This is a genomic window from Micromonospora sp. NPDC093277, from assembly GCF_044765245.1.
Taxonomy (GTDB): domain Bacteria; phylum Actinomycetota; class Actinomycetes; order Mycobacteriales; family Micromonosporaceae; genus Micromonospora.
In genome coordinates, this window is record NZ_JBIWJO010000004.1 from 155,179 (window position 1) to 177,487 (window position 22,309).

The 22,309-nt window shown below is 73.1% G+C and carries 28 protein-coding genes and 1 tRNA gene; 10 read left to right on the plus strand and 19 right to left on the minus strand.

Going from position 1 to position 22,309, the window contains the following annotated elements; all coding sequences use genetic code 11:
- Positions 1–368: 368 nt before the first annotated feature.
- Positions 369–617, plus strand: a complete 249-nt coding sequence (locus ACIRG9_RS10980; protein ID WP_402853471.1) for a flavin reductase — start codon at positions 369–371, stop codon at positions 615–617.
- A gap of 73 nt (positions 618–690) precedes the next feature.
- Here ACIRG9_RS10980 and ACIRG9_RS10985 read toward each other — a convergent pair whose 3' ends face one another.
- The gene (locus ACIRG9_RS10985; protein ID WP_402853473.1) at positions 691–1,590 is read right to left on the minus strand and encodes an EamA family transporter; all 900 of its coding nucleotides are present in this window, start codon (positions 1,588–1,590) and stop codon (positions 691–693) included.
- 271 nt (positions 1,591–1,861) lie between these two features.
- On the opposite strand from ACIRG9_RS10985, the gene ACIRG9_RS10990 reads away from it, so the two are divergent.
- The gene (locus ACIRG9_RS10990; RefSeq protein WP_402853476.1) at positions 1,862–2,713 is read left to right on the plus strand and encodes a Rieske 2Fe-2S domain-containing protein; all 852 of its coding nucleotides are present in this window, start codon (positions 1,862–1,864) and stop codon (positions 2,711–2,713) included.
- A gap of 52 nt (positions 2,714–2,765) precedes the next feature.
- On the opposite strand, the gene ACIRG9_RS10995 is transcribed toward ACIRG9_RS10990, so the two are convergent.
- The 12 genes from ACIRG9_RS10995 to ACIRG9_RS11050 all read right to left on the minus strand — a co-directional run bounded on the left by ACIRG9_RS10995 (position 2,766) and on the right by ACIRG9_RS11050 (position 12,224).
- Positions 2,766–4,199: a LysM peptidoglycan-binding domain-containing protein gene (locus ACIRG9_RS10995; protein ID WP_402853478.1), complete on the minus strand. Its 1,434-nt coding sequence runs from the start codon at positions 4,197–4,199 to the stop codon at positions 2,766–2,768.
- Between the two features lie 14 nt (positions 4,200–4,213).
- Complete coding sequence (locus ACIRG9_RS11000; RefSeq protein WP_402853481.1) at positions 4,214–4,645, minus strand: pilus assembly protein TadG-related protein; 432 nt, start codon at positions 4,643–4,645, stop codon at positions 4,214–4,216.
- Positions 4,642–5,100 (minus strand): TadE/TadG family type IV pilus assembly protein, encoded by a 459-nt coding sequence (locus ACIRG9_RS11005; protein WP_402853484.1) that lies wholly within the window; start codon positions 5,098–5,100, stop codon positions 4,642–4,644. The genes ACIRG9_RS11000 and ACIRG9_RS11005 overlap by 4 nt, the downstream gene beginning before the upstream one ends.
- Positions 5,101–5,105: 5 nt before the next feature.
- Positions 5,106–5,588, minus strand: a complete 483-nt coding sequence (locus ACIRG9_RS11010; protein WP_402853487.1) for a TadE family protein — start codon at positions 5,586–5,588, stop codon at positions 5,106–5,108.
- The gene (locus tag ACIRG9_RS11015) at positions 5,588–5,791 is read right to left on the minus strand and encodes a hypothetical protein (RefSeq protein ID WP_402853490.1); all 204 of its coding nucleotides are present in this window, start codon (positions 5,789–5,791) and stop codon (positions 5,588–5,590) included. Before ACIRG9_RS11015 ends, ACIRG9_RS11010 begins: the two co-directional genes overlap by 1 nt.
- A gap of 27 nt (positions 5,792–5,818) precedes the next feature.
- The gene (locus tag ACIRG9_RS11020) at positions 5,819–6,679 is read right to left on the minus strand and encodes a type II secretion system F family protein (RefSeq protein WP_402854247.1); all 861 of its coding nucleotides are present in this window, start codon (positions 6,677–6,679) and stop codon (positions 5,819–5,821) included.
- Positions 6,679–7,623 (minus strand): type II secretion system F family protein, encoded by a 945-nt coding sequence (locus ACIRG9_RS11025; protein WP_402854249.1) that lies wholly within the window; start codon positions 7,621–7,623, stop codon positions 6,679–6,681. Before ACIRG9_RS11025 ends, ACIRG9_RS11020 begins: the two co-directional genes overlap by 1 nt.
- A complete protein-coding gene (locus ACIRG9_RS11030) occupies positions 7,584–9,116 on the minus strand; it encodes a CpaF family protein (protein ID WP_402853493.1) in 1,533 nt (510 codons plus the stop codon). The genes ACIRG9_RS11025 and ACIRG9_RS11030 overlap by 40 nt, the downstream gene beginning before the upstream one ends.
- A complete protein-coding gene (locus ACIRG9_RS11035) occupies positions 9,106–9,936 on the minus strand; it encodes a ParA family protein (RefSeq protein ID WP_402853496.1) in 831 nt (276 codons plus the stop codon). Before ACIRG9_RS11035 ends, ACIRG9_RS11030 begins: the two co-directional genes overlap by 11 nt.
- Complete coding sequence (locus ACIRG9_RS11040) at positions 9,936–10,604, minus strand: SAF domain-containing protein (RefSeq protein WP_402853498.1); 669 nt, start codon at positions 10,602–10,604, stop codon at positions 9,936–9,938. Before ACIRG9_RS11040 ends, ACIRG9_RS11035 begins: the two co-directional genes overlap by 1 nt.
- Before the next feature lie 115 nt (positions 10,605–10,719).
- A complete protein-coding gene (locus ACIRG9_RS11045; protein WP_402853501.1) occupies positions 10,720–11,664 on the minus strand; it encodes a hypothetical protein in 945 nt (314 codons plus the stop codon).
- Positions 11,658–12,224 carry a hypothetical protein gene (locus tag ACIRG9_RS11050; RefSeq protein ID WP_402854251.1) on the minus strand — a complete coding sequence of 189 codons (567 nt, stop codon included), beginning with the start codon at positions 12,222–12,224 and terminating at the stop codon, positions 11,658–11,660. The genes ACIRG9_RS11045 and ACIRG9_RS11050 overlap by 7 nt, the downstream gene beginning before the upstream one ends.
- 591 nt (positions 12,225–12,815) lie before the next feature.
- Between ACIRG9_RS11050 and ACIRG9_RS11055 the strand changes: the two genes are divergently transcribed.
- Positions 12,816–13,589, plus strand: a complete 774-nt coding sequence (locus tag ACIRG9_RS11055; RefSeq protein WP_402853504.1) for a prepilin peptidase — start codon at positions 12,816–12,818, stop codon at positions 13,587–13,589.
- 68 nt (positions 13,590–13,657) lie between these two features.
- On the opposite strand, the gene ACIRG9_RS11060 is transcribed toward ACIRG9_RS11055, so the two are convergent.
- Entirely contained in the window at positions 13,658–14,164 is a 507-nt protein-coding gene (locus ACIRG9_RS11060) for a hypothetical protein (RefSeq protein ID WP_402853507.1), read from the minus strand.
- 239 nt (positions 14,165–14,403) lie between these two features.
- Here ACIRG9_RS11060 and ACIRG9_RS11065 point away from each other — a divergent pair, with 239 nt between their 5' ends.
- From ACIRG9_RS11065 to ACIRG9_RS11095, 7 genes are all read left to right on the plus strand, one after another.
- Entirely contained in the window at positions 14,404–14,811 is a 408-nt protein-coding gene (locus tag ACIRG9_RS11065) for a YbaB/EbfC family nucleoid-associated protein (protein WP_402853510.1), read from the plus strand.
- 5 nt (positions 14,812–14,816) lie between these two features.
- A complete protein-coding gene (locus ACIRG9_RS11070) occupies positions 14,817–15,146 on the plus strand; it encodes a type VII secretion target (RefSeq protein WP_402853513.1) in 330 nt (109 codons plus the stop codon).
- Positions 15,143–15,844, plus strand: a complete 702-nt coding sequence (locus ACIRG9_RS11075; protein ID WP_402853515.1) for a WXG100 family type VII secretion target — start codon at positions 15,143–15,145, stop codon at positions 15,842–15,844. The genes ACIRG9_RS11070 and ACIRG9_RS11075 overlap by 4 nt, the downstream gene beginning before the upstream one ends.
- A 9-nt stretch (positions 15,845–15,853) precedes the next feature.
- Positions 15,854–16,648: an EndoU domain-containing protein gene (locus ACIRG9_RS11080; protein ID WP_402853518.1), complete on the plus strand. Its 795-nt coding sequence runs from the start codon at positions 15,854–15,856 to the stop codon at positions 16,646–16,648.
- Between the two features lie 5 nt (positions 16,649–16,653).
- Positions 16,654–17,247 carry a hypothetical protein gene (locus ACIRG9_RS11085; RefSeq protein WP_402853521.1) on the plus strand — a complete coding sequence of 198 codons (594 nt, stop codon included), beginning with the start codon at positions 16,654–16,656 and terminating at the stop codon, positions 17,245–17,247.
- A gap of 153 nt (positions 17,248–17,400) precedes the next feature.
- Entirely contained in the window at positions 17,401–17,658 is a 258-nt protein-coding gene (locus ACIRG9_RS11090; protein WP_402853524.1) for a GlsB/YeaQ/YmgE family stress response membrane protein, read from the plus strand.
- 152 nt (positions 17,659–17,810) lie between these two features.
- Positions 17,811–17,883, plus strand: a tRNA-Lys gene (locus ACIRG9_RS11095).
- Positions 17,884–17,912: 29 nt separating this feature from the next.
- Here the strand turns inward: ACIRG9_RS11095 and ACIRG9_RS11100 are convergent.
- The 5 genes from ACIRG9_RS11100 to ACIRG9_RS11120 form a co-directional block, all read right to left on the minus strand.
- A complete protein-coding gene (locus ACIRG9_RS11100; protein WP_402853526.1) occupies positions 17,913–18,347 on the minus strand; it encodes a VOC family protein in 435 nt (144 codons plus the stop codon).
- A gap of 178 nt (positions 18,348–18,525) precedes the next feature.
- A complete protein-coding gene (locus ACIRG9_RS11105) occupies positions 18,526–19,086 on the minus strand; it encodes a hypothetical protein (protein WP_402853529.1) in 561 nt (186 codons plus the stop codon).
- Positions 19,087–19,107: 21 nt separating this feature from the next.
- Complete coding sequence (locus ACIRG9_RS11110; RefSeq protein WP_402853531.1) at positions 19,108–20,301, minus strand: ABC transporter permease; 1,194 nt, start codon at positions 20,299–20,301, stop codon at positions 19,108–19,110.
- Positions 20,298–21,038 (minus strand): ABC transporter ATP-binding protein, encoded by a 741-nt coding sequence (locus ACIRG9_RS11115; protein WP_402853534.1) that lies wholly within the window; start codon positions 21,036–21,038, stop codon positions 20,298–20,300. The genes ACIRG9_RS11110 and ACIRG9_RS11115 overlap by 4 nt, the downstream gene beginning before the upstream one ends.
- The gene (locus tag ACIRG9_RS11120; RefSeq protein WP_402853537.1) at positions 21,038–22,294 is read right to left on the minus strand and encodes an efflux RND transporter periplasmic adaptor subunit; all 1,257 of its coding nucleotides are present in this window, start codon (positions 22,292–22,294) and stop codon (positions 21,038–21,040) included. The genes ACIRG9_RS11115 and ACIRG9_RS11120 overlap by 1 nt, the downstream gene beginning before the upstream one ends.
- Positions 22,295–22,309 lie beyond the last annotated feature (15 nt).

Genomic DNA, 22,309 nt, shown 5'->3' on the forward strand with positions numbered 1-22,309 from the left:
CTACCGACCATATCGCTACGCGGTGTGCTTGTCCGCCCACCCTCGACAGGGTGTCGTGCAGGGCGGCGCGGCCGGTGGAGGTGAAGGAGCCCGGCGGCCAGCGTCAGCGCCGGGGCCGCCCCGCCAACGACGCCGGGGCGGCCCCACTCACCGGTGACCGAGAGGAGAGACATGCGCATCCGGTTCTGGCGGCAGCGGCCTGACACGGCGCCGCGCGTACCCCGGCAGTGGATTGTCAAGAACGAGCAGCCGGCGTGGGCGAGCCAACCGACGGACGTCTTCCCCACCGACGGGCCGGGGCGCGCCGGCAACCTCACGCCAGCGCAGCGGTGGCGGGCCGGCGGGTGGCGGCGAAACGGTTGCGCGCGATGAGCCGGGCGTCCCGGCCCCACCTGCCGATGCGTCCACTGTGGCGGTGCCGGAACTGCGGCACGGACTGGCCCTGCCAGCCGGCCCGGCTCGCCCTGCTGGTCGAATATCGGGCGGACCGAACCGCGCTGCTGGTCTATCTGAGCCTCCTGATGGCCGAGGCCGGCGCGCAGCTGTCGCAGCTCAACGGGCATGCCGCACCGGCGGACCTGATCGACCGCTTCCTCACCTGGGCCCGCGCCCGGTGACAGCGCGGACGCCGGTGAGCCGTCGGACGCGGTGAACGCGCGGACGCTGGTGTGCGCTCGGACCGGTGAGCGTTCAGGCCCGGCGGGCCAGGGTGGCGCCGAGGGCCGCCCCCACCACGCAGGCCACGCCGAGCAGCTGCGGCCAGGCCAGCAACTCGCCGAGCAGCAGCGCACCCACCAGCGCGGCCACCGCCGGCTCCAGGCTGAGCAGCACCGCGAAGACCCGCGCCGGCATCCGGCGCAGCGCGGCCAACTCCGCCGAGTAAGGCAGCACCGACGACAGCAGCGCCACCCCCAGCCCGAGCACCAGGATGCGAGGATCGAGCAGTTCCGCGCCGCCGGACGCCACCCCGAACGGGAGTACGCAGACCGCGCCCACCGCCATGCCCAGCGCCAGCCCCCGGCTGCCCGGCACGTGCCCGCTCATCGCCTTGCCGAGCAGCACGTACCCGGCCCAGCCGAGCGCGATCAGCGCGCAGAGCAGCAGGCCCAGCGGATCCACCCCGATCCCGCCGAGCCCGGCCAGGAGCAGGACGCCCGCCCCGGCCAGCAGCGCCCAGAGCACGTCGACCACCCGGCGGCTGCCCAGCAGCGACACCAGCAACGGGCCGGCGAAGCCGACCGTGACCGCCACCCCGAGCGGCACCCGCTGGAGCGCGGCGTAGAAGGCGAGGTTCATGGCGGCCATCGCCACCCCGAACGCCCCGATCAGGCCGGCCGCCCGCCAGCCGGGCCATCGGGTCGGACGGGTCACGACCAGCAGGACCAGCGCGCCCAGACCGAGCCGCAGGGTGGTCGTACCCCCGGCGCTGGTGGTGGTGAAGAGCTGCTTGGCCACCGCCGCGCCGACCTGGGTGGAGACCATCCCGAGCAGCATCAGCAGCGGCGGGGGCACCGCCTCGGGGCGGCTCAGCACGGCGAACAGCCGGGTCGCGGCGACAGCAGACGGGGTACGGGAGGCGTGCGCGTACATGCTGGTCACGATGGTGGGCGGTGCCCCGCGACGCGAGTGATTTCCTTGCCCGTGCGGACGCCCGCGGGTCCGGATCTTGGAGAGTTTCCGTCCACAGCGGACGGAAACTCTCCAAGATCTGCAACGAGTGCCCGGATCGGGCGCGAGCCTTGAGCTGACGCCGGAGAATCTGCCGAAGACCTCGGTCAGGGCGGCGGCCCGCAGGCACCCGATGGGGTGAATCGTGGGGGCCGACCGGTTTGGCGGGTCGCCTGCCGGGAAGTGCGGACCCGTGCGCGGACTTGTGAACAATCTCGAACAGGCATCCCGGCTCGACCGGATCGGCGACCGGCTCCAGCGAGCCGTCCAGGGCACCCTGCGCGGCCAGCGGGTCCGGGACTTCCTGCACGGTGTCTGGCTGGGGCACCCACTGCACCCGGCGATGGTGCAGGTGCCCGTCGGCGCCTGGATGAGTGCCGCGGTACTGGACCTGATGCCCGGGCAGCGCCGGGCCGCGACCACCCTGATCGGGCTCGGTACGGCAACCGCCATCCCGGCCGCCGTAGCCGGGCTCAACGACTGGGCCGCCCTCTCCCGCGACCAGCGCCGGATCGGCCTGGTGCACGCCACCGCGAACGTGATCGGCCTGACCTGCTACACCGCCTCGCTGATCGCCCGGTGGAACGGTCGACACGGAATGGGCCGGGCGCTCGCGTACGCCGGGTTGTCGGCGGCGAGCGGCGGGGCGTACCTGGGCGGGCACCTCGCGTACAAGCAGGGGGCGCAGGTCAGCCAGAGCATCTCCGAGATGCACCTGATGAGTGAGGGCTGGCACCCGCTGGGAGACATGTCCACGCTGCCGCAGCGGCAACTCGTCACCCGTGAGATCGACGAGGTGTCGGTGATCCTCTACCGGCACGGCGACGACGTCACGGTGATGCTGGAGCGCTGCCCGCACCAGAGCGGCCCGCTCGGCCAGGGCCAGGTGCAGCAGGTCGACGGCCACGACTGCGTGGTGTGCCCGTGGCACGGCAGCACGTTCCGCCTCAACGGCGGCGAGGTGGTGCACGGCCCGGCCGCAAACGACCAGGTCATCCTGCCCAGCCGCGTGGTCAACGGTCGCCTGGAAGCCCGCCTCCCCTGACCCCTTCCCCCGCCCCGCCCCGCGCTGCGGCTTCGGGGCAGATCGGCGGTGATCAGGGCTTGCGGTGGCGGCCGGTCGACAGCGCTTGGGGGGTTCGGCGTCGGCGAAGGCCCAGGACGGCACCGATCTGGGCGCCGACGATGCTCGCCACCGCCAGCACCGCCGAGATCGCCAGCGGCCGGTTGATCCGGTCCTCGACGATGGGCCGGGACGCACCGGCCGCCATCGCCGGCGGCGGCCCAGCCGGTTCCACCACCGCGGACGGCTCCGGCGTGCCGGTCACCTGGGACGACGGCATCGGCGTAGGAGTCCGTGAGGACGGCATCGGCGTCGACGCCTGCGAGGACGGTTGCGCAGTGGGAGATCGCGGGGACGGCTTCGGCGAGGGTGCCTGCAGGGTCGGCCTCGGCGTGGGAGCCGGCCCCATCGCCTCCACCGCGCCCGGAACCGTCGCGCCCGGAACCGTCGCGCCCGGAACCGTCGCGCCCGGAACCGTCGCGCCGGGGACCGTCACGCCCGGTGCCGTCGCGCCCGGAGCTGTCGAGTCCGGATCCGTCGCGCCTGGTGCGCCACCGGGGGTGACCGGGCCGGCAGGCGGCGTGCGTGGGGCGGGCACCGGACGGGTCTGCGGCGTGTCCACCAGTCGTCCGGTGGCGTGCCGCCGAGCCCCGTCGTCCACCGCCCCCTCGGGCAGTTCGATCAGCTGGCCGGGGTGGATCCGATCCGGGTCGGCGAGCCGGTTCAGCCGGGCCACCTCCCGGTAGCGTTCGAAGTCGTCCAGATAGCGCTCGGCCACCTCACCGAGGTAGTCGCCCTTCGCCACCCGGTATACGGCCGGCTCGGCCGCCGCCGCTGACGACGAACCGGCCTGGATCGGCAGTGATCCGGCCTGGACCGGTGGCGCCGCCACCCGGGCCGCCGGAGCAGCGACCGCCGGAGCAGCGACCGCCGGAGCAGCGACCGCCGGAGCAGCGACCGCCGGAGCAGCGACCGCCGGAGCAGCGACCGCCGGAGCAGCGACCAGAGGCGCCCCAACCACAGGCGCACCGACCATGGGCGCGGCGGCCGGGTGCGGGGCGGCCAGGGTGGCGGCGCTCGCGGCGACCGGGCTCGCCGCCAGGATCAGCGCCACCGAGCCGACCAGCGCGGCCGCCGCCCGCTGCTGCCGGCCCATCCCGGGCAGCCGGGGCGCCGGCCGGCGCAGCGCCGCCGCCAGCAGTTCCACCAGTACGGAGAACGCGAACGTCGCCCAACCGAACCAGCCGACCACGGCCAGCGCCCGCAGGAAGAGTTGCCCGTCGTCGCGGCTGGTCAGCGCCGTACCCACCTCGACGAGGGTGGGCAGATGGTCGGGGAGGGGGTTGCCGGCGAAGGCGAGGAGGGCGATCGGCCCACCGGCCAGCACCGCGCAGAGGACGACGAGTGCGCCGAACCCGGTGAGGACCTGGCCGGCCCGCTGGACGGCGGAACTTCGGGGTGCGGCCATCGCTGCTTCCCTTCCTACGGTGCCCCGGTGAGCGCCCGTGCGGTGGCCTCACCGGTAACGGTGACGGAGTTCCTGAAGCCGAAGAGGCCGAGCAGGTCCCGCCGGTAGGTGACGCTGACGCGTACCCGGATCTGCTTGTCGCCGTCGACCACCGGGAAGCTGACCTGGTGGCCGCTGACGCCACCGGCGGCGCGCAGATAGTCGGCGACCGCGGCGCGGGCACCCGCCTCGTCGATCTCCTTCGGGCCGCCCTCGATCGCCCTGGCCCGGTCGATGACCTGGCCACCGCTGCGGGCCGCCTCGGCGGCGAGATTGTCGGCGCGCTGCAACGACCGCAACTGCCCGGCGCCGTCGTACGCCAGGCCGATGATCGCGAGTACGCCGGTCATCGCCACCGCGAGGAAGAGACTCACCCGGCCGCTCTCCGGCGCGCGCCATCCGGTCATCGTCGGCTCCGGTAGCTGTCCAGTGGGGACGTGAAGTTCGCCGAGACCGTCTTGCTGCCCGGCACCCCGGGCAGCCCCGGCGCTCTCAGGTCGCCGAAGGAGACCGTGCAGGTCACCGTGACCGTCACGGTCGCCGGCACCCCGGGTGCGCTGGCGTACGCCTTGGCGAAGGTGGTCGCCGTCCCGTCCACCGAGCCGCGGAAGGCCAGTGCCGGCGGGGCGGCGCAGTTCAGCCCCGACCAGTCGAGCTGTCGACGGGCCGCGTCGGTGGCCGCGGCCCGGCCGGTACGCGCGTCCCGAGCGATCGAGGCGGCCCGGGCGGCGTCGTGTGCGGCCGACTCCACCGCCTCGGCGGCCACGGCTGTCCGCCCGGCCACCCCGGCCAGCACCATCAGGCCGATGAAGGCCGGGGCGAGCACCGCGACCTCGATCGAGACGGAACCCCGTTCGCGCATCGGCCTCACCCCGTCGTCCAGCGTTCGACCGGTCCGTGCGCGGTCTGCCGGACCGCGAAGTGGACCCCCGGGATCACCGACAGGCTGCGGCCGGTGACCGTGCAGGTGACCTCGGTGGCGGTGGTCGTGCAGGTGGGGGCCGGCCAGTCGACGAGCCAGTCACCGGCGGCGTGCAGGAAGCTGGTGGCCCGGTCCCGGCCCGCGCCGGGCGGGGCCTGGAACGCGCGCTGGGCGTTGACCCCGCTCTGCGCCGCGTTGAGGGCGGTGGACCGGGCGACGAACCAGACGGCGAGCTGGATCGAGCCGAAGAGCAGCACCAGGATCGCCGGCATCACCACCGCCAGCTCGACCGGGTTGGCCCCCCGCTCCGTCCCGCCCTCGGCGAGCCGGCCACGGACGACCGCCGTTAGCCGCCCCGGGCCGCGCAGGCCGGTGACCCGGTCGGCGGATGCCGGCCGGCTCCGGCCCGTACGGGTGGGGCAGGGCATCACGGTGCCTTCGCGTGATCCGGAATGGCGTCCATCCAGTCGGTGGCCTTGGCCAGGACGAGCCCGGTGACCGCCATGGCGGCGGCGACCAGGCCGAAGATGATCACAGCGGTCGGCACCGGGCTGTCGCCCCGCTCGGTGTCCCGCCGCAGCTCGGCCAGGCGGCTGCTCACCGCGGCGTACAGGTAGGTGTGGAGGCGCATCGGGGTTCTCCTTCTCGCGGCTGAGGTTCACAGACGGGCCAGGAACGGATAGACGGCGAAGCCGAGCAGCACGAAGACCAGCAGCGAGCCGGGGATGTCCAGCCGGCTGGTCACCGCCTCGGCCCGGGCCAGGTTGTCGGTACGGATCTGGTCGCGCAGCGAGTCGGCGCGGCTGCGCAACGTCTCGTGCACCTGGGCGCCCTCGCTGCCGGAGGTACGCATGATCGCGCCCACGTCGCCCAGCTCCGGGATGCCGATCCGCTCGGCCAGCTCCTGAAGCTCGTCCCACGGCGAGTGCATCTGGAGCTGGGCGATCCGCAGCGCCTCCCGGATCCGGTCGAAGACCCAGCCGTCGCAGACCAGCGCCGCGCGTTCCAGCGACTGCACCGGGCCGTGCGCCGCGGAGAGCTGCAACGCGACCAGGTCCAGGTAGGTGCAGACCGCCTGGCGGAACTCGTCGCGCGCGGCGTTCGCCTTCGCCAGCACGTCATGGTGCGCGATCAGGCCGGCGACCAGCGCCAACCCCAGGCTCCCCAGCACCGGTACGACCACCGGCAGCGACACCCCGCCCAGGAAGAACACGGCCGACACCAGGGCCGGCGTGGCGAACCCGACCAGCGCGGAGAGCAGCACCGACAGGGCGTACTGCTCCGGGGTCCGGTCGAGCAGGGCGAGTTGCCGGTGCGGCGGGCGCAGCCAGCGGGAGAAGCCGCCCAGCCAGTCCGGCCCGCCCCGGCCCGCCACCGACTGACCGGGCGGCTGGTGCAGCCGGCGCAGCGCCGGACCGAGCGCCGGGGTGGCCGGCAGCGCCTCGCGTACCACCAGGAAGAGGCCGAGGCCGACGACCGCCCCGCCCAGCACCGCGACCGCGAGCTGCCAGTTGAGGATCACGCGATCACCTCGTCCGGGTCGGGGGCCGGCAGGAAGCGCGCCGGCCGGGGCGGCTGGCTCATCGAGCGCACCCAGACCAGCAGCCCGATGAACGCGGCACCGAGCACCGCCATCACCAGTTGACCGAACGGCGTCTGGTACGGCCGGATGTACTCGGTGTTGACCAGCCCGTACGCGAGGGCGGCCAGGGTCATCCCGGTGAGGAAGCGGACCGCGAACCGGGGCTGCGTACGCTTCGCCTCGATCTCCCGGCGGGTGGCCACCTCGGCGGACGCGGCCGAGGCGATCGAGCCGAGCACGTCACCGAGCCGCTCGCCCCGGTCCGTCAGGTGCAGGATCAGCGCGGCCACCACCTGGTCGCAGACCGGGTCGCCGATCTCGTCGGCGAAGGCGAGCAGGGCCGACCTCGCCAGCCAGCCCGCCTGGAGCCGGGCGGCAAGGGTGCGTACCTCCTCCTGGATATCCTCCGGCGCGGTGGCGATGGTGCCGATGATCGCCTGTTGCAGGCCCTGGCCGGTGCCGCAGATGTCCTTCAGCCGGCGGGTCCACTCGCCGACCGCCTCGACCCGGGCGATGGCCCGCTGCTCGGCCCGGCCGACCCCGAACAGCCACGGCACCCCGGGCACGGCCAGCCCGACCAGCAGCCCGACCACCGGCAGCCCGGTCAGCAGGAAGGTCAGCGCGCCGGCCACCACCGCCGCGCCGAGCAGCATCCGGAATCTGTGCTGCTCCCGCCGGCCCGTCCCGGAGCCGGTCCAGAGCCGGCGTACCCCGGCTCGCGCGCCCGGCGCGGGTCCGGCGGGCCGACGGGTGCCGACCAGCGCGACCACGACCAGCACCAGCCCGGCCACGAACGCCGCGCCGGAGAAGAGGGCGATCAGCTCGATCATCGACATGGCGGTCACCGGCCCCCGAGCCGGGTGTTCCGGGGGCGGCGCCAGGCACCGGTGCCGGCCTCGACGAACCGGCTCAGCAGCCGGGCGTCGTAGCCCACCCGCAGGAGTTCGGCGCGGATCCGCTCGGGCAGGTGCCGGGGGACCGCCCGGCCGTCCGGCCCCGGCCCGAACACCGTGGTGGTGGTGATCCGGTTGCCCTCACCGACCCCGATCACCTCCTCGACGTGCGAGACGAAGCGGTGCTTGCGGCCGCCGATCGCGGTCTCGTCCTCGACGGTGACGTAGACGATCAGGTCGAGCGCGTTGCCCGCCATCCGGCGGGCCTGGTCGACCGTCATCTCCCGGCCGTGCGAGAGCGCCAGCTCGATGATCCGCTCGCTCACCCCCGCCGGGGTACGCGCGTGGATGGTGCACATCGACCCGCGGCTGATGGTCATCGCCTGGAGCATCGGCACGATCTCGCGGGACCGGACCTCGCCGACGATGATCCGCAATACGCCCATCCGCAGCGCGACCGGGATCAGGTCGGCGATGCTCACCTCGCCGGCCGGGCGGCCGTCCAGCCCGCGCTCGCCGTGCCCCTCCCGCGACTCGAAGCTCATCACCGCCCGGTGCTTGTGCCCCTGGCGGGCCGGCAGCAGCTCGCGGCTCTCCTCCAGCAGCACGTACGGCTCGTCGGCCGGGATCTCGTCCATCAGCGCCCGGATGACCGTGGTCTTGCCCGCCCCGGCCAGCCCGGCGACCATGATGTTCAGCCCGGCCCGCATGGACGCGCGCAGGAAGTCGCGCAGCAGCGGGTCGAGCATCTCGTCCAGGTCGGGCCGGCCGCCGGCGATGTCCTCCAGGCTCACCGCGAGGGTGTTGTGCTTGCGGATCACCGCGTACGGGCGGTGGCTGACCAGGAACACCGCGGCGAGCCGGCTGCCGTCGGGCAGTTGCAGGTCGAGCGTCGGCTTCGACGTGGACAGGGAGCGTTCGGTGGCCCCCGCCCGGCGGGCCGCCGCCTGGAGGATCTCCACCAGCTCGTCGTCGCTGTCGGCGATCGGCTCGGCCCAGTCCACCCCGCCGCCGTGCCGGGTGATGCGTACCTGGTCGCAGCCGAGGATGTGCACCTCCTCGATGGTCTCGTCGACCAGCAGCGTCTGGAGCCGGCCCAGGCCCACCAGCTCGGCGGTCACCTGGTCGAGCAGCAGCCGTTCCTCGTCGGCGGGCATCGGCGTGCCGGCCCGGCGTATCGAGTCGGCGTACGCGGAGACCACCGCGACGGCCAGTCGGGCCCGCTCCACCTCCTCGGCGTCCGCGTCGAACTCCCGGCCGCGCTGCCAGCGGGTGAGCCGTTCGCTCAGCTCCCGGCGCAGCTCGCGGACCACGGCGAAGTCCACCCGGGAGCGCGGCGACGGGAGCGCCGGCGGCGCGGCGGGCACCACGGGCGGCCCCGCCGGGTCGCGGTGCCCGTTCGGCGGGGCCAGCGGCGGCACGGTCGAGGTGGCGCCGGGCTGCTGCCCGCGCGGGTCGTGGGAGACCGGCTCAAACCGCATCGGACACCCCCGGCGCGGTCGGCGCGGTCACCGCCGGCTGTGCCGTGGCCGGCCAGGCCAGGCGGGCCTGCCGCCGCTCCAGCAGCGCCCGGATCGGCACCTCCAGGGCACCGGCCGCGCGCATCAGCGGCCGGCCGGAGCGTACGGTGCCGCCGAAGCTGAGCACCGCCGCGCCACGCGGGTCGTGCGGCAGCCGGGCGATCACCGGCACCCGAAGCGCCTTGCTGATCTCGCTGGAGCCATGCCCGTCGCCGACCACCAGCAGCCGCAGGGTGCCCGGCGGCACCCGGTGCTCGGTGAAGTCCCGCTCGACGGCCCGGACCGCCGACCGGGTGGCCGACAGGTCGGGCAGGTGGGCGCGGGTCACCAGCAGCACCACCGTGGCGGCCCGCAGCACCGGCCACGGTGGAGCGCCCACCTGGAGCCGGCCGCAGTCGACCAGCACGTCGTACGGGGGGACACCCTTCTCCAGGCCGGTGAAGAAGTCGGCGAACCGCTGCCAGAGCGGCGTCACGCTGCCGGCCTGAGCCGGGTCGACCACGCCCGGCAGCAGCAGCCGCTCCCGCCTCGGCGCGTCCAGGTCGACGAGCTGTGACCAGAACGCGCTGTCCAGGTTGCCGTCGCGCAGCTCCCCGACGGCCAGCTCGCCGATGCCGCGGGGGCCGTCCAGCGCCCCGCCGAGATAGCCGGCCAGGATCGAGCCGCCCGCCGGGTCGCACTCGGCCAGCACCAGGCGCCGGTGCCACGTCAGCGCGGCGGCCAACGCGGACGTCGTCACGCCGGGCGAACCCTTCGCCGACAGCAGGGCGATGATCGCCATCAGGCCGCCTCGGTGAGCACGAGCGCGATCCGGTCGTCCGCCGCCAGCACCACCACCGCCGGCACGTCCCGCACGGCCAGGGCCAGGTAGACGACCACGTCGTTGTTCGCCGGAATGGCGGTGTCGATCACCGTGGCCTCGAACCGGGTGCCGCCGCCGCGCGCCCCGCCCCCGGTGTTCGCGCGGCTGTCCGGGGTGCTGATCAGCAGGACCTTGTCGCCGGGGTGGAGCGTACGGGCCGGCACCTGGCTCGGCTTGAGCCCGAGCGAGATCTGCTGCTGCCCGGGGCCGAGCAGGGGGGCGTCGGTGAGCTGGGAGGCGCTCAGCAGGGTGCCCGGGACCAGCCGCACGGCCGCCCGCAGGTCCAGCACCTCCTTCAGCCGCTTGCTCGACACCGGTTGCAGCCCCTGGCCGCCGGAGACCCGTACCGTGACCAGGTCGTCGGCGCTGAGCTGCTGGCCCACCTCGACCGGGCGGGCCACCGCCAGGTAGCTGCCGGTGGAGCGGACCGAGGTGACCGCGAAGGCCGCGCCCAGCCCGCCGAGGGCGATCAGCAGCACCGCCAGGCCGAGCAGCCCGGGACGTACCCGCCGCTGCCGGACCACCCGGGGCGGCGCCACCGGCGCGTCCACGTCCACCGAGGTCCCGTTCCGGGTCGCCACACTCACTGCGCCATCTCCGTTCGCGACTGCGGGGCTCGCAGGCCCGGCTCACTCCTCGCGCTCACTGGGCTGGTCTTCGTTCGCGACTGCGGGGCTCGCAGGCCCGGCTCACTCCTCGCGCTCACTGGGTCACCACCTGAAGCTCGTTGATCTGCACCGGGACCGTGCCGCTGGCCCGGCTCTGGGCGATGTCGCCGCTATGGCCCCCGCCCCGCCAGTGCACGGTCCAGTACGTGGTGGCGCTCACCTGGTAGGTGCCGGCCCGGGCGTACCCGCGGTCGTAGCCGCAGTCGGGGGAGGTCTGCCCGGCCCACCGGCCTTTCGCGTCGTACGCGGTGCCGGGCCCGGTGCAGGTGATCTCCGTGCCGTCGCCCATGGTCCAGACGACCCGGGTCACCCGGGCGGTGATCCGGACCGTCAGCCCGCGGTCCGACGCGGACGCCTGCAACGGTCCGAAGTACGACCTGCCGGTGCTGGCCCACATCCAGACGGGCAGGCCGACGAGGCCCGGCCCGTTGCTCCGCCGGGGCGCGACCGCGATCCGGGGTGGCCGCAGCGTGATCGAGGCGAGGGCGCGGCGGGCCAGTTCCTCCGGGTCGGGCGGCGCGCCGTATCCGGGCGGCGGGTCGTCCAGCAGCACGACCGTCTGGTCGCCCAGATCGCCGCCGTTGCACGTCCGCACATACCACTGCTGGCCGTCCGGTGCCTCGGGTTGCGGCTCGGCCAGCTTGTAGTAGCAGCCGTCGCTGTTGTTGAACCAGCCCAGCAGGTCGTCGTAGCAGGGGATCGTCCGGCCGTTCCACTGGCACTTCGGGGCGGTGCCACCGTTGTTCCCGCCTCCGCCGTTGTCGCCCCCGCCGCCCGGGCCGGGCGGTACGGCCGGGTCGTCGTCCCAGACGTTGCAGTCGTTCTGCCCGGGCGGGCAGTTTCCGCCGGGGTTGGCCCCCCGGGCGGGCGCGCCGGCCAGCGTGAGCAGCAGCGCCAGGCCGGCGGCGAGCAGCAGCCGGCGGGATGTCCCGGCCCGGGCCGGGTGGGCCGGGACACCCCTTCCTCCCCAGGTCAGCACGGCTGGTCCTGATGCGCGGCGCCGGCGTTGATCAGCCACCGGCCGTCCGGGTAGCGGGTCGCGGTGGCGGTCGCCAGGTAACGCCCGCCGCGCGTGCCGGGCACCACCCGATGGTCCTTGGCGTAGACGAGTTGGTAGCCGGTCGCGTCCAGGCAGTCCTGGATCTCCACGCTCGGCGGGACGGCGGTCAGGTCGACCGACACGACGGTGGGATCGGAGACGAGCCGCCCGGTACGCATCGCGCCGTGCTCCTTCGCCTCACGAATTGCCATCCGTACCCGGGTCAACAGTGGATCCGCCAGGAATCGGGTCAGCTCGGGATGGCCGGGATCGCTTCGTGCGCTCGCCACCCGGGACGCCGCCAGGTATCCGGAATATGCGGCGAGAGCCGCTTTCCCAGCCGCCTGTTCGTCGGCCGTGGAATGCGCGGCCGGTGCGGTGCCGGCTCCGGTCAGCGGGCGGGTGGCCGCCTCCGGCTCGGTGCCGCATCCCGCGCTCGCGACCAGTATGGCCGGGCTGAGCAGGCAGATTGTCCATCGGCGGGAACGCCGTGCTCGCAACACCGTGCCCTCCTCGGTGCCGACCCGGAGTGGTTGCGGAAGGGTGCTCCGGGCATGCGGAAGCGCGTCCCGATGTGCTCATCCGGGACCCGGCTGGCTACCGCTGCATTTACCTGTGCGGATCTTCAGGTGATTCGAAACGTGATGTCTCCGGTCGGCCTCCGACGCCAATTGATCGGGGGTTGCGTCGTACCCAAGGGGCGAGCATAGGCTGACGCCCGCCGATGCAACAGAGGCAATTCAATCGAACACGCTCAGTGATGACGGGTGGTGATGGCCGGTGGCTGTCCGCGCGCTGAACAATGGCCGGGCCCCGGCTCGGCTGGTGGGTGGAGTCCGCTTGTCCTGTCAAGTGGCTCGGGGTGTCGGTCGGGGTTCGCCGGGCGGAGGAATGGGCGGAAGCGGGATGCTCCGTCCGATCTGTTCCGTCGACGGCGGTGCCGGTCGAACCCGGACCGTCGCCGGACCCCGGCCCGCCGGTCCGGCCGGTCGGAGCGCCGTTTTCCGCGCCATCCGGCAGGCGTCGATCCGGCGGCAATCACTTTCTGTGCTCCGGAGTGGAACGGTCCGCAACCGCGCTGGAGGGTCGACGTGACCACCGAGCGGCTCCGGACCGACCCGGCGGGGGCCACCGCCCGGCGTCCGGTGGTACGCCTGTTGGCCGCCGTGGCTCTCGTACCGTCGATGCGGCTGGCCGTCGCCCGGTACGCCGTACCCCCGGAATCGCCGGACCGGGCCGGCTGCGACGGCTGCGGCGCGCCGATCGGCCTGGACCGGCCACTGCCGGCGCTCGGGCCGGCGGCCCGGTGCCCGGTGTGCCGGGCCCGGGTCGGCGCTGCCCCCGGCACGGTCGAGCTGGCGCTGGTCGCGGCGGTGGCGGCGCTCGCGCTGACCGGCGGCCCGGTCGGCGTACGGCTGGCGGTGGCCTGGTGGCTCGCCTGGGCGGTGCCGCTCGCCCTGGTCGACGCCGCGGTGCGCCGGCTCCCGGACCGGCTCACCTACCCGGCCGCGGCCGGTGTCTGGGCACTGCTCGGGGTGGCCGCGCTGGCCGGCGCCGGTCCCGCGCCCTGGCTGCGCGCCACCATGGCCGGACTAGCCCTCAGCGCCGGCTTCGCCGGGACCACGCTGCTGCTCGGCCGGCGCGGGTTCGGGCTCGGCGACGCCAAACTGGCGCTCGGAGCCGGCGCGCTGCTCGGCTGGTACGGCTGGCCGGTGCTGGTGGTCGGGCTGATGCTGGCCGTCACCCTCTCCGGCCTGGTCGGGTTGGCGCTGCTGGCGGCCCGCCGGGTCCGCTGGTCCAGCCACCTGCCCTTCGGCCCGTTCCTCATCCTCGCCACCGCCCTGACCCTCATCCTCGCCACCTGACCAGGGCGGTTCAGGTGGGCTCCTCGCCACCCGACCAGGGCGCTCCGGGCGGATCGAGGCGCGGCGGGTCAGTGGGCCGGCGGCTCGGCCGCGTCGGCCGGCCGGTGCTGGGCCGGCTGGGCGGGGCCGCCGGTCATCCGCTCGACGATCTCCTCCAGCGCCTCGAAGGCGTACGCCCAGTTGTGACACTTGAAGCTGCGCAGCCCGTCGATGGGGGTGCGGCAGTCGGAGCAGTACACGCCGGGGATCGCGTCCGGCACCTCAGTGTTGACGTACTTGCGGTCGCCGAGGATGACGCGGGCGATCATCGCCGGTTCGTGCACCCCGTGCAGGGCGGAGGCGACGATGTCGTACCAGCTCAACCGGCGACCGCACTTGGGGCAGTCCGGCTCGTCGCCGCTGACCCAGAGCGGGGCGCCGATGCTGTGCGCCGGCATGTTCAGCAGCTTCTCCAACCGGCGTACATCGTGCTCGGGCGTGGTCCACCGGTGCCGGCCGGGCAGCGAGGCCGGCGAGTCGTAGACGGCCCGGAACACCACCGGGTCCACCTCCGTCGTCTCCCGTCCACTGGTCATCAGTACCTCCTCGCCGTCGGTGCGTCCCACCGTCGTACCAGGTGGGCGGCCCCCGCAGCCGGATCACCGACCCGGGCGGCCGGCCGGCGTGTCGCGTGGCCCCACCTGGTCCGTTGTGGATCGTGAGGATTCCGAGCCGTGCTCACCCAAGGTGCGCGATGTTAGTCTTCCCCGGCCAGAATTGATCAAGGTAAGCGACCAGGAGACACATGGGGGCCGGCGTTCCGAACACGGGGGGCTTGCTGGATCCGGACGGCGCGATGGTCCGGCTGGCGGAATGGAAGGGCCGGATCGACCAGCTCGCGGCCGACACCAAGGCGATGAGCGACCGACTCCAGCGGCTGCAGGTGACGGTTGCCGACGGCAACGGCCTGTGCGAGGTCACGGTCGACTCCGTGGGCGCGTTGGTCGACCTGCGGCTGGGCCAGCGGGTCCAGCGGGTCGGCCCCGAGGTCGTCAGCAGGACGATCATGGACACGATCCGCGAGGCGAAGCGGCAGCTGGCCGACCGCTCGCAGGAGATCATCGCCGACACGGTGGGCACCGAGTCGGCCGCGGGGCGGGCGATCGCCGAGCGGGTCGGGCAGCAGTTGCGCGACCCCGACCCCGCCGGGGAGAGCTCCGACGACCAGCACGGTCGGTGGTGAGCGCGATGACCGACGGATTCGCGGTTGACGCGGAGCAGATCCGCGCGCACGCCCGCAACGTCGACGCCGTCAGGGGGCAGTTCGACGCGGTCAAGACCGCCAGCGCGCACATCGCCCAGAACGACGAGGCGTACGGGCTGCTCTGCAGTTGGATGCCCGCCATCCTGGAGGGCCGACACAAACGGCAGGACGAGCTGATCGCGTACGTGGAGGAAAACCTGTCGTTGGCCGTCGACAGGCTGCGGAAGACCGCCGACAACTACGACCACGCCGATGCCGACGCCGACGCCGAGGTCCGCAAGGCGGGTGGAGGACTGACGGGGGCGACGCCATGACCGACACGTCGCTGGTCGCCGACGTCGTGTCGACCCGCAAGCCCTGGACCGGCGCGGCCCTGGCCGACAGCTTCCAAGGGCTGGTCGACGCCATCCACAGCGAGGGCTGGGTCGACGACCTGATCGCAGGGGCGTCGTTCGGCATCGAGGTCGCCGCCAGCGTGATGGATCCCTTCAGCGCGCTGCTGGCCAACGGGCTGGGCTGGGCGATGGAATACTTCGAGCCGCTACGGCAGATCCTCGACGAACTCGCCGGCATGCCGGACGTGGTGGCCTCGCACGCGGCCACCTGGGACAACATGGCGGCCGCGCTGCGGAGCATGGCCACCGACCTCGCGTCCTTCGTCAACGGGGACATGCCACACTGGCAGGGGCGGGCCGCGGACGCCTACCACGACCTCATGGGACACAACGTGGAGGCGATCAGCGGGCTCGGCGGAATCTCCGCCGCGATGGCCGCCGCCACGCAGGCCGCCGGCAACCTGGTGATGTTCACCCGCGACATCGTCCGCGACCTCATCGCCGACCTGGTGGCCCGCGTGATCGTGTGGGCGGTCGAGGCCATCTTCGTCGTCACCATCCCGGTGATCGCCGCGCAGATCGCGGCGGCCGTCGTCAAATGGGCCGGGCGGATCCTGACGTACGTCATGGCCCTGATCACCAGCCTGACCAACCTCTCCAAGCTCCTGAACGGCTAGCTCCGACTCATGGCGAAACCCAAGACCCCCCACGGCGGCGGAAACGGCGGCGGAGATTCGTCCCACCCGCAGGGAGACGGCAACAGCGGAAACGGGCCGTCCGGACGACCGCACGGCAGCACAGGCGTACCGCAGAACGTCAGCAGCGCCCAGAACACCGTCGCGGCGCAGGCGCAACAGGGCCGGCCCGGTGGCGGCGGCCAGGGCAACAATCAGCCGGGGTCCAACAATCCGAACACGCCGGGCAGGCCGCAGGCGCCGACAACCCCGCCCACAGCCGCCGACATCCACCACAGTGACGCGTCGAGAAAGCACATCCTCGATGGCGACGGCGGCCGGCAGGGCGGCCACCGTGCCGGCACCGGCTACTCGAAGAAGACGGAGTTCCCGAAGGACTGGGACGATCCGCAGATCCTCGACGCCGCGCACCGCGTGACGCAACAGGGGCCACCGGTGAAGGGCCCGTACATGACCAAGGACGTCGACGGAAAATGGGCCTGGGCCTACGACTACGAGGGCCAGGTCGACGGCGTACGGGTCAAGACGACGGTGCTCGCCAACGGCGAGATCCGGACCGCCTACCCGCCGCACGGCAGCGACCCGGGCGTCATCACCAACCCGCCCGCGCCGAACCCCGCCCCGAAGGGCGTGCCGATGGGCAACCCGCCCCGTTACAGCCACCCCGACGTCGGCGGTAACGGCAGCTGGACGTGGGAGGGCCCCAAGGGCAACAAGATCGTCAGGGTCGTCCAGGATGCCCAGGGGAACGTCACCACGACCGTGCTCGGTGATTACAAGAAGTGAGTGCCATGGATGCGAAGACCTACGCGACGATCACCGAGGCGTGCGCCCGGCTCGCGGGCCGGCTGTCCGACGACGTCCTGGGCACGGTGCGCGAGCACTACGCCGCGGGCGAGTGGTATCTGGCCGGCAGTGCGCTCCTCGGCAACCTGGCGTACCAGGGCGTCGGGATCACCCGCGAGGAGCAGGGCCTGATCCGCTCCTTCCTCGACGAGGACGACATCCCGGACCTGCTCGACGTGCCGGTAGTCGCCGAGGAGCCGCCACTGGCGTACCGGTTTCGCCCGACCGGCCCGGTGGATGCTCCCAGCCCCTACCGGGCGGACAGCCTCCTGACCACCCACGCCGCGCGGGAGGGCGCTCAGGGCCTGCACCGTGCCTGGCGGGACCCGCTCGACGGGGCACCCGACGGAGCGGCCTGGCTCTATGTGCTGCGGGTGGCCGAGGACACGGACGAACTCAAGACGTTCTCAGGCCTGACCGCCGTGCTGTGGACCGATCTGAGCGAGAAGTGGCCGATCGAAGTGGTCGCCGAGGCCACCGCGCTGACGCCGTATCAGGCCGCCGCACTGGCCGCAGCGCAGGCGGTCTGGAACGCCTGACGAGACGACAACCGCATCAGGGACCGGCGCTGCGACGCGCGCCAGATCCCGGTCAACCCTGGCATCCGCGTTTCCACCGGACGCCAGGGTTTGGCCCTCCTTGCGGGGCTGGGTAACGCTGGACGGAGACAACTGGCCTGGGAGGGACAGCTCGTGGAAGTCACCGGCATCTTTACCGCGATCTTCATCGGTCTGATCATCGGCGCGCTGGGCCGGTTGGTCGTGCCCGGCAAGCAGAAGATCTCGATCTGGCTCACCCTGCTCATCGGCATCGTCGCCGCGCTGCTCGGCACCCTCGTCGCCAGCGCATTCGGCGTCGCCGACACCCGCGGCATCGACTGGATCGAGCTGGCCCTGCAGGTCGGCTTCGCCGCGATCGGCGTCTCGATCGCGTCCGGCCGCCGCCGCTGATCCCGAGGCATGCCCGCCGGTCCGTCCCCTGCCGGGCGGGCCGGCCGCGGACGGTTCAGGCAGCTGGCCGGCCGCTGACGAACCCGGTCCGTGGTGTACCGGGAAAGCGGTGCGTCGAGCCAGCACGGGCTCGGGTAGCCTAGTGCCACGGCGGGCCGCTAGCTCAATTGGCAGAGCTGAGGACTTTTAATCCTTAGGTTCGGGGTTCGAGTCCCCGGCGGCCCACTCGTACGCTCACTGCCGCGCGATGAGAGTCAGTCGAGGCAGAACTCGTTGCCCTCGACGTCCTGCATCACGAGGCACGACTCGTTCTCGCCATCGGCACGCAGTAGTCGCACGCGTACCGCGCCGAGCGCGATCAGCCGGGCGCATTCGGCCTCAAGTACGGCCAGGCGCTCTTCACCCACGAGCCCGGTGCCGACCCGTACGTCAAGATGCACCCGATTCTTGACGACCTTGCCTTCGGGAACACGCTGGAAATACAGTCGCGGGCCCACACCTGAGGGATCTACGCAGGCGAACGCTGAACCCTGACGCTCGGGCGGCAGCGCGCGATCGAACTCGTCCCAGGTAGCAAACCCCTCCGGTGGCGGCGGTACGACGTACCCCAACACCTCGCACCAGAAACGAGCGACGCGCTCAGGCGCTGCGCAGTCGAAGGTGACCTGGATCTGCTTGACCGACGTCATCGGTCCACCATAGGGGCGGGGTCTTTCGTCGTCTCCACGGGCCGCCCCCCGGCCAGGGCCTGTCTCAAAGTCCCTGGCCGGCCTGCGGCGGGCCCGGACCGCCTGACGCCCGGTGCCGACGAGCCGTTGCCGGATGCGCGGCGGTGGACGTCAGGCGTCGGAGCTGTCGCCGCCCGGTTCAGCCGGCGGCGGTGACCGTGGTGGCGGTGACCGTGCCGTCGGCCGATCGGTCGCCCTGCACGCTGACGGTCTGCCCGGCCTTGAGCTTCGCCAGTTCGCTCTTCTTGCTGGTCTGCACGGTGGTGCCGTCGTTGGTCCGTACGGTGACCACGGTGCCGTCGGAGGTCTCCAGGTACAGAACACCGGCGTCGACCAGCTTCACCTTCCCGGTGGTGGCCGCTGCGGCGGAGGTCGGGGCCGACCCGCTGCCAAGCTCGCCGCGCCCCGCGCCGCCCCCGGGGAACCCGCTGGGCATAGCCCCCGGGAAGCCCCCCAACCGGCCGGGTTGCGAGGTTGCCGGGGCGTCGCCCCAACGCTGCTGCACCTGCGTCCCGGCCAGGAAGCCGACCAGCACCAGCAGCAGCCCGGCCAGCACGAAGGTGCCCCGGTTCCACCAGCGGCGTGGCGCTGCGCCGGCGAGTGCGGCGGAGAGGTCCCGGTCGGGCTCCGCCTGGCGGTCCGGCGATCCCGGTGCCTCGTCTCCCACCCGTTCGAAGATGACGGTGTCGGTGGTGTCCATGTCCTCGTCTCTCCGGATGGGTTACTCGTAACGCAGGGCGTCGATGGGGCGCAGCCGGGCCGCCCGAGCCGCCGGCAGGCCGCCGAAGAAGAGCCCGATCGCGACCGACACGCCGAGGGCCAGCGCGACGGAGCTGGGCACGATCACCGGTCGTACGCCCACGATGGAGAACTGGGACCCGACCAGCGCGGCGGCCACCCCCAGCGCCCCGCCGATCAGGCTGAGCAGGGTCGCTTCCGTCAGGAACTGGACCAGGATCGTCCGGCGCCGGGCGCCCAGCGCCTTGCGGATACCGATCTCCCGGGTCCGCTCGGTGACCGTGACGAGCATGATGTTGGTGATGCCGATGCCGCCGACGAGCAGGCTGATCGCGGCGACCGCGCCGAGCAGGACCGTGAAGGTTTCGGCGGTCTCGGTCTGCGTCTGGAGCAGCTGCGCGGCGTTCTGGATCCGGTACGGCGTGCTGCCGGTGCCGGTGCTCGGCAGGCGTTGGGCGAGCACGGTGTCGATCTGCGCTTGGACCGCTTCCACCTGCTCCGGGTTCTTCGCCTCGACCAGGATCGAGCTGAGCGTCCCGTAGCCGGCCAGCACCTCGCGTACCGCCCGCAGCGGGGCGACCGCCATGTCGTTGGCGTCCTGGAAACCGGTCGCGGACTTCGGGGCCAGCACGCCGACCACGGTGAACAGCGCGCCGCCGACGGTGACCTGCTTCCCGATCGGGTCGGCGCCGGCGAACAGCTCGTCGACGACGGTGCTTCCGATGACCACCACCCGGCGGCCCTGCGCCTCGTCGTCGACGCTGAACGTCGCGCCACTGGCGACCGGGGAGTTCGAGGCGTCGAACCAGCTCGGCCGGGTGCCGACGAACTGGCCGACCTCGTGCTCCGTGCCCTGATACGTGATGGTGGCCGAGGTGGTGACCAGCGGGGACACCGACTGTACGTCGGGGGCGAGCACCGGGTCGGCGAGCGCGTCGGCCACGTCCAGGGTGAGCCCGCCGGTGCCCGCGCTCCGGTTGGTACCGGTCACCGTGAGGGTGTTGGTGCCCAGCGCCTCGATCCGGCTCGTGATCGCCTGAGCTGACCCGTTGCCCACCGCGACCAGCAGGATCACCGCCGCGACGCCGATCAGGATGCCGAGCATCGTCAGCGCCGAGCGCAGCTTGTTGGCGGCTACCCCGCGCAGGGCGAAGCGGAGGATCTCGACCAGCGTCACCGCGGCACCCCCGCCGCGTGTCGGCCCAGCCCGTCCTGCCGTTCGTCGACGCGGACCTGACCGTCGAAGAGCCGCACCAGACGTCGGGCCCGGGCGCCGACCTCAGCTTCGTGGGTGATCAGCACGATTGTCCGTCCGGCGGCGTTGAGCTGGTCGAGAATGACCAGGATGTCCTCAGTGGATCGGCTGTCGAGGTTGCCGGTGGGCTCGTCGGCGAGCAGCAGAGCGGGCTCGGTGACCAGCGCCCGGGCGACGGCGACCCGTTGCTGCTGCCCGCCGGAGAGCTGGTTGGGGTGGTGGTCGGCCCGCTCGGCGAGTCCGACAGCGTCCAGCGCGGCCATCGCCCGACGTCGACGCTGCGCCACGCGTACGCCGGCGTACGCCAGCGGAAGCTCCACGTTGGCCAGCGCGCTGGTGCGGGGAATGAGGTTGAACGCCTGGAACACGAAGCCGATCAGCCGGTTGCGGACCAGCGCGAGCTGCCGGTCGGCGAGACTGCTCACGTCGACCCCGTCGAGCAGGTATCGCCCGGCCGACGGTACGTCGAGACAGCCGAGGATGTTCATCAGGGTGGACTTGCCGGAACCCGACGAGCCCATGATCGCCACGTAGTCGCCCGCCTCGACCGAGAGGTCGACGCCGCGCAGCGCGTGCACCGCCGCGTCCCCCTCGCCGTACACCTTCGTCAGCCCGCGGACGTCCAGGACCGGACGGCGCGGTGTGCCCCGGAGGTCCATCAGCCGCCTGCCCGTCGCGGGCCCTGACCGCCACCCGGGAAGCCGCCACCGCCGGGCCCACCGCCGCCGGGGAACCCACCACCGCCAGGGAAGCCACCACCGCTGGGGAAGCCCGCGCCACCCCGAAGGCCGCCGCCGTTACTGCCGGTCCCGGTGCTGTTCTCCGGCAGGACGACCCGGTCGCCCTCGGCCAGCCCGGAGGTGATCTCGTACGCCTGGTTGCCGGCGAGTCCGACCTCCACCCGCCGCATCTCCTGGCCGGTCTCGGTGACCACGGTGACGGTGCGCCGGTCGCCGCTGCCGCTGACCGCGGCCGAGTTGACCATCAGTACGTCCTGGGCGGTGCCGGTGACCACGCTGACCGTGACCGTCTGCCCCGGTTTGGCACCGGTCGGCAGCTCGTCCAGGCCGATCGTCACGCCGTAGGTGACCACGTTGTTGCTGGTGGTGGCCTGCGGGTCGATCGCCGTCACCTTGCCGGTCGCCTGGGCGCCGGACAGCGCGTTCCAGATGACGGTGGCTGCCTGCCCGCTCTTGAGCCGGGTGGCGTCCGCCTCCGCGACCGCCGCGCTGACCTGCAGGTGGGACAGGTCGGCGAGGTCCACGAACCCCGTGGTCGTGCTCGACGCGCCACTGTTCTGCTGGCCACCGGAACCGCCGGGCGAGCCGCCGCCCGAGTTGCCCGACGACCCACCGCCGGACCCCCCGGACGAGCTGCCCACCGTGCCGTTGACGGCGACCACCGTGCCAGCCATCGGCGCGGTGAGTTTCGTCCCGGCAACGCCGGCCTCGGCCTCGTCGACCGCGAGTTCCGCCTGCGTCACCGAGTTCTCGGCGGACGAGGTGTCGCCGTCGGCGGCGCGGGCCCGCTCCAGCGCGCTCTCGGCGGCGTCCAGGTTCGCCTGGGCCAGCTTGAGCGCTCGTTCGGCCGCGGCCGGATCCACCGTCGCCAGCAGCTGTCCCTTTTTGACGTTCTGGCCGACCCGTACGCGAATGTCGGTGACCGTGCCGGCGGTGGCGAAGCTGGCGCTCGCCGTGGTGGCGCTCTCGATCGAGCCGTCCGCCGTGACCGTGGCGGTCACGGTCCCTCGCGACACCTGGACCGTTCGGGCGGCCCGGTTCGGCTCCGCCTGTGCGGCGGAGTCGCCGGTCACCGACGACCAGGCCCAGTAGCCGCCGCCGAGCAGGAGCAGGGCCAGTGTGGCGTTCACCGCCACGGGAGGCCGGTGCAGGACAGCCGGCAGGCGCACACGCATGGCCGAAAGCCTCCA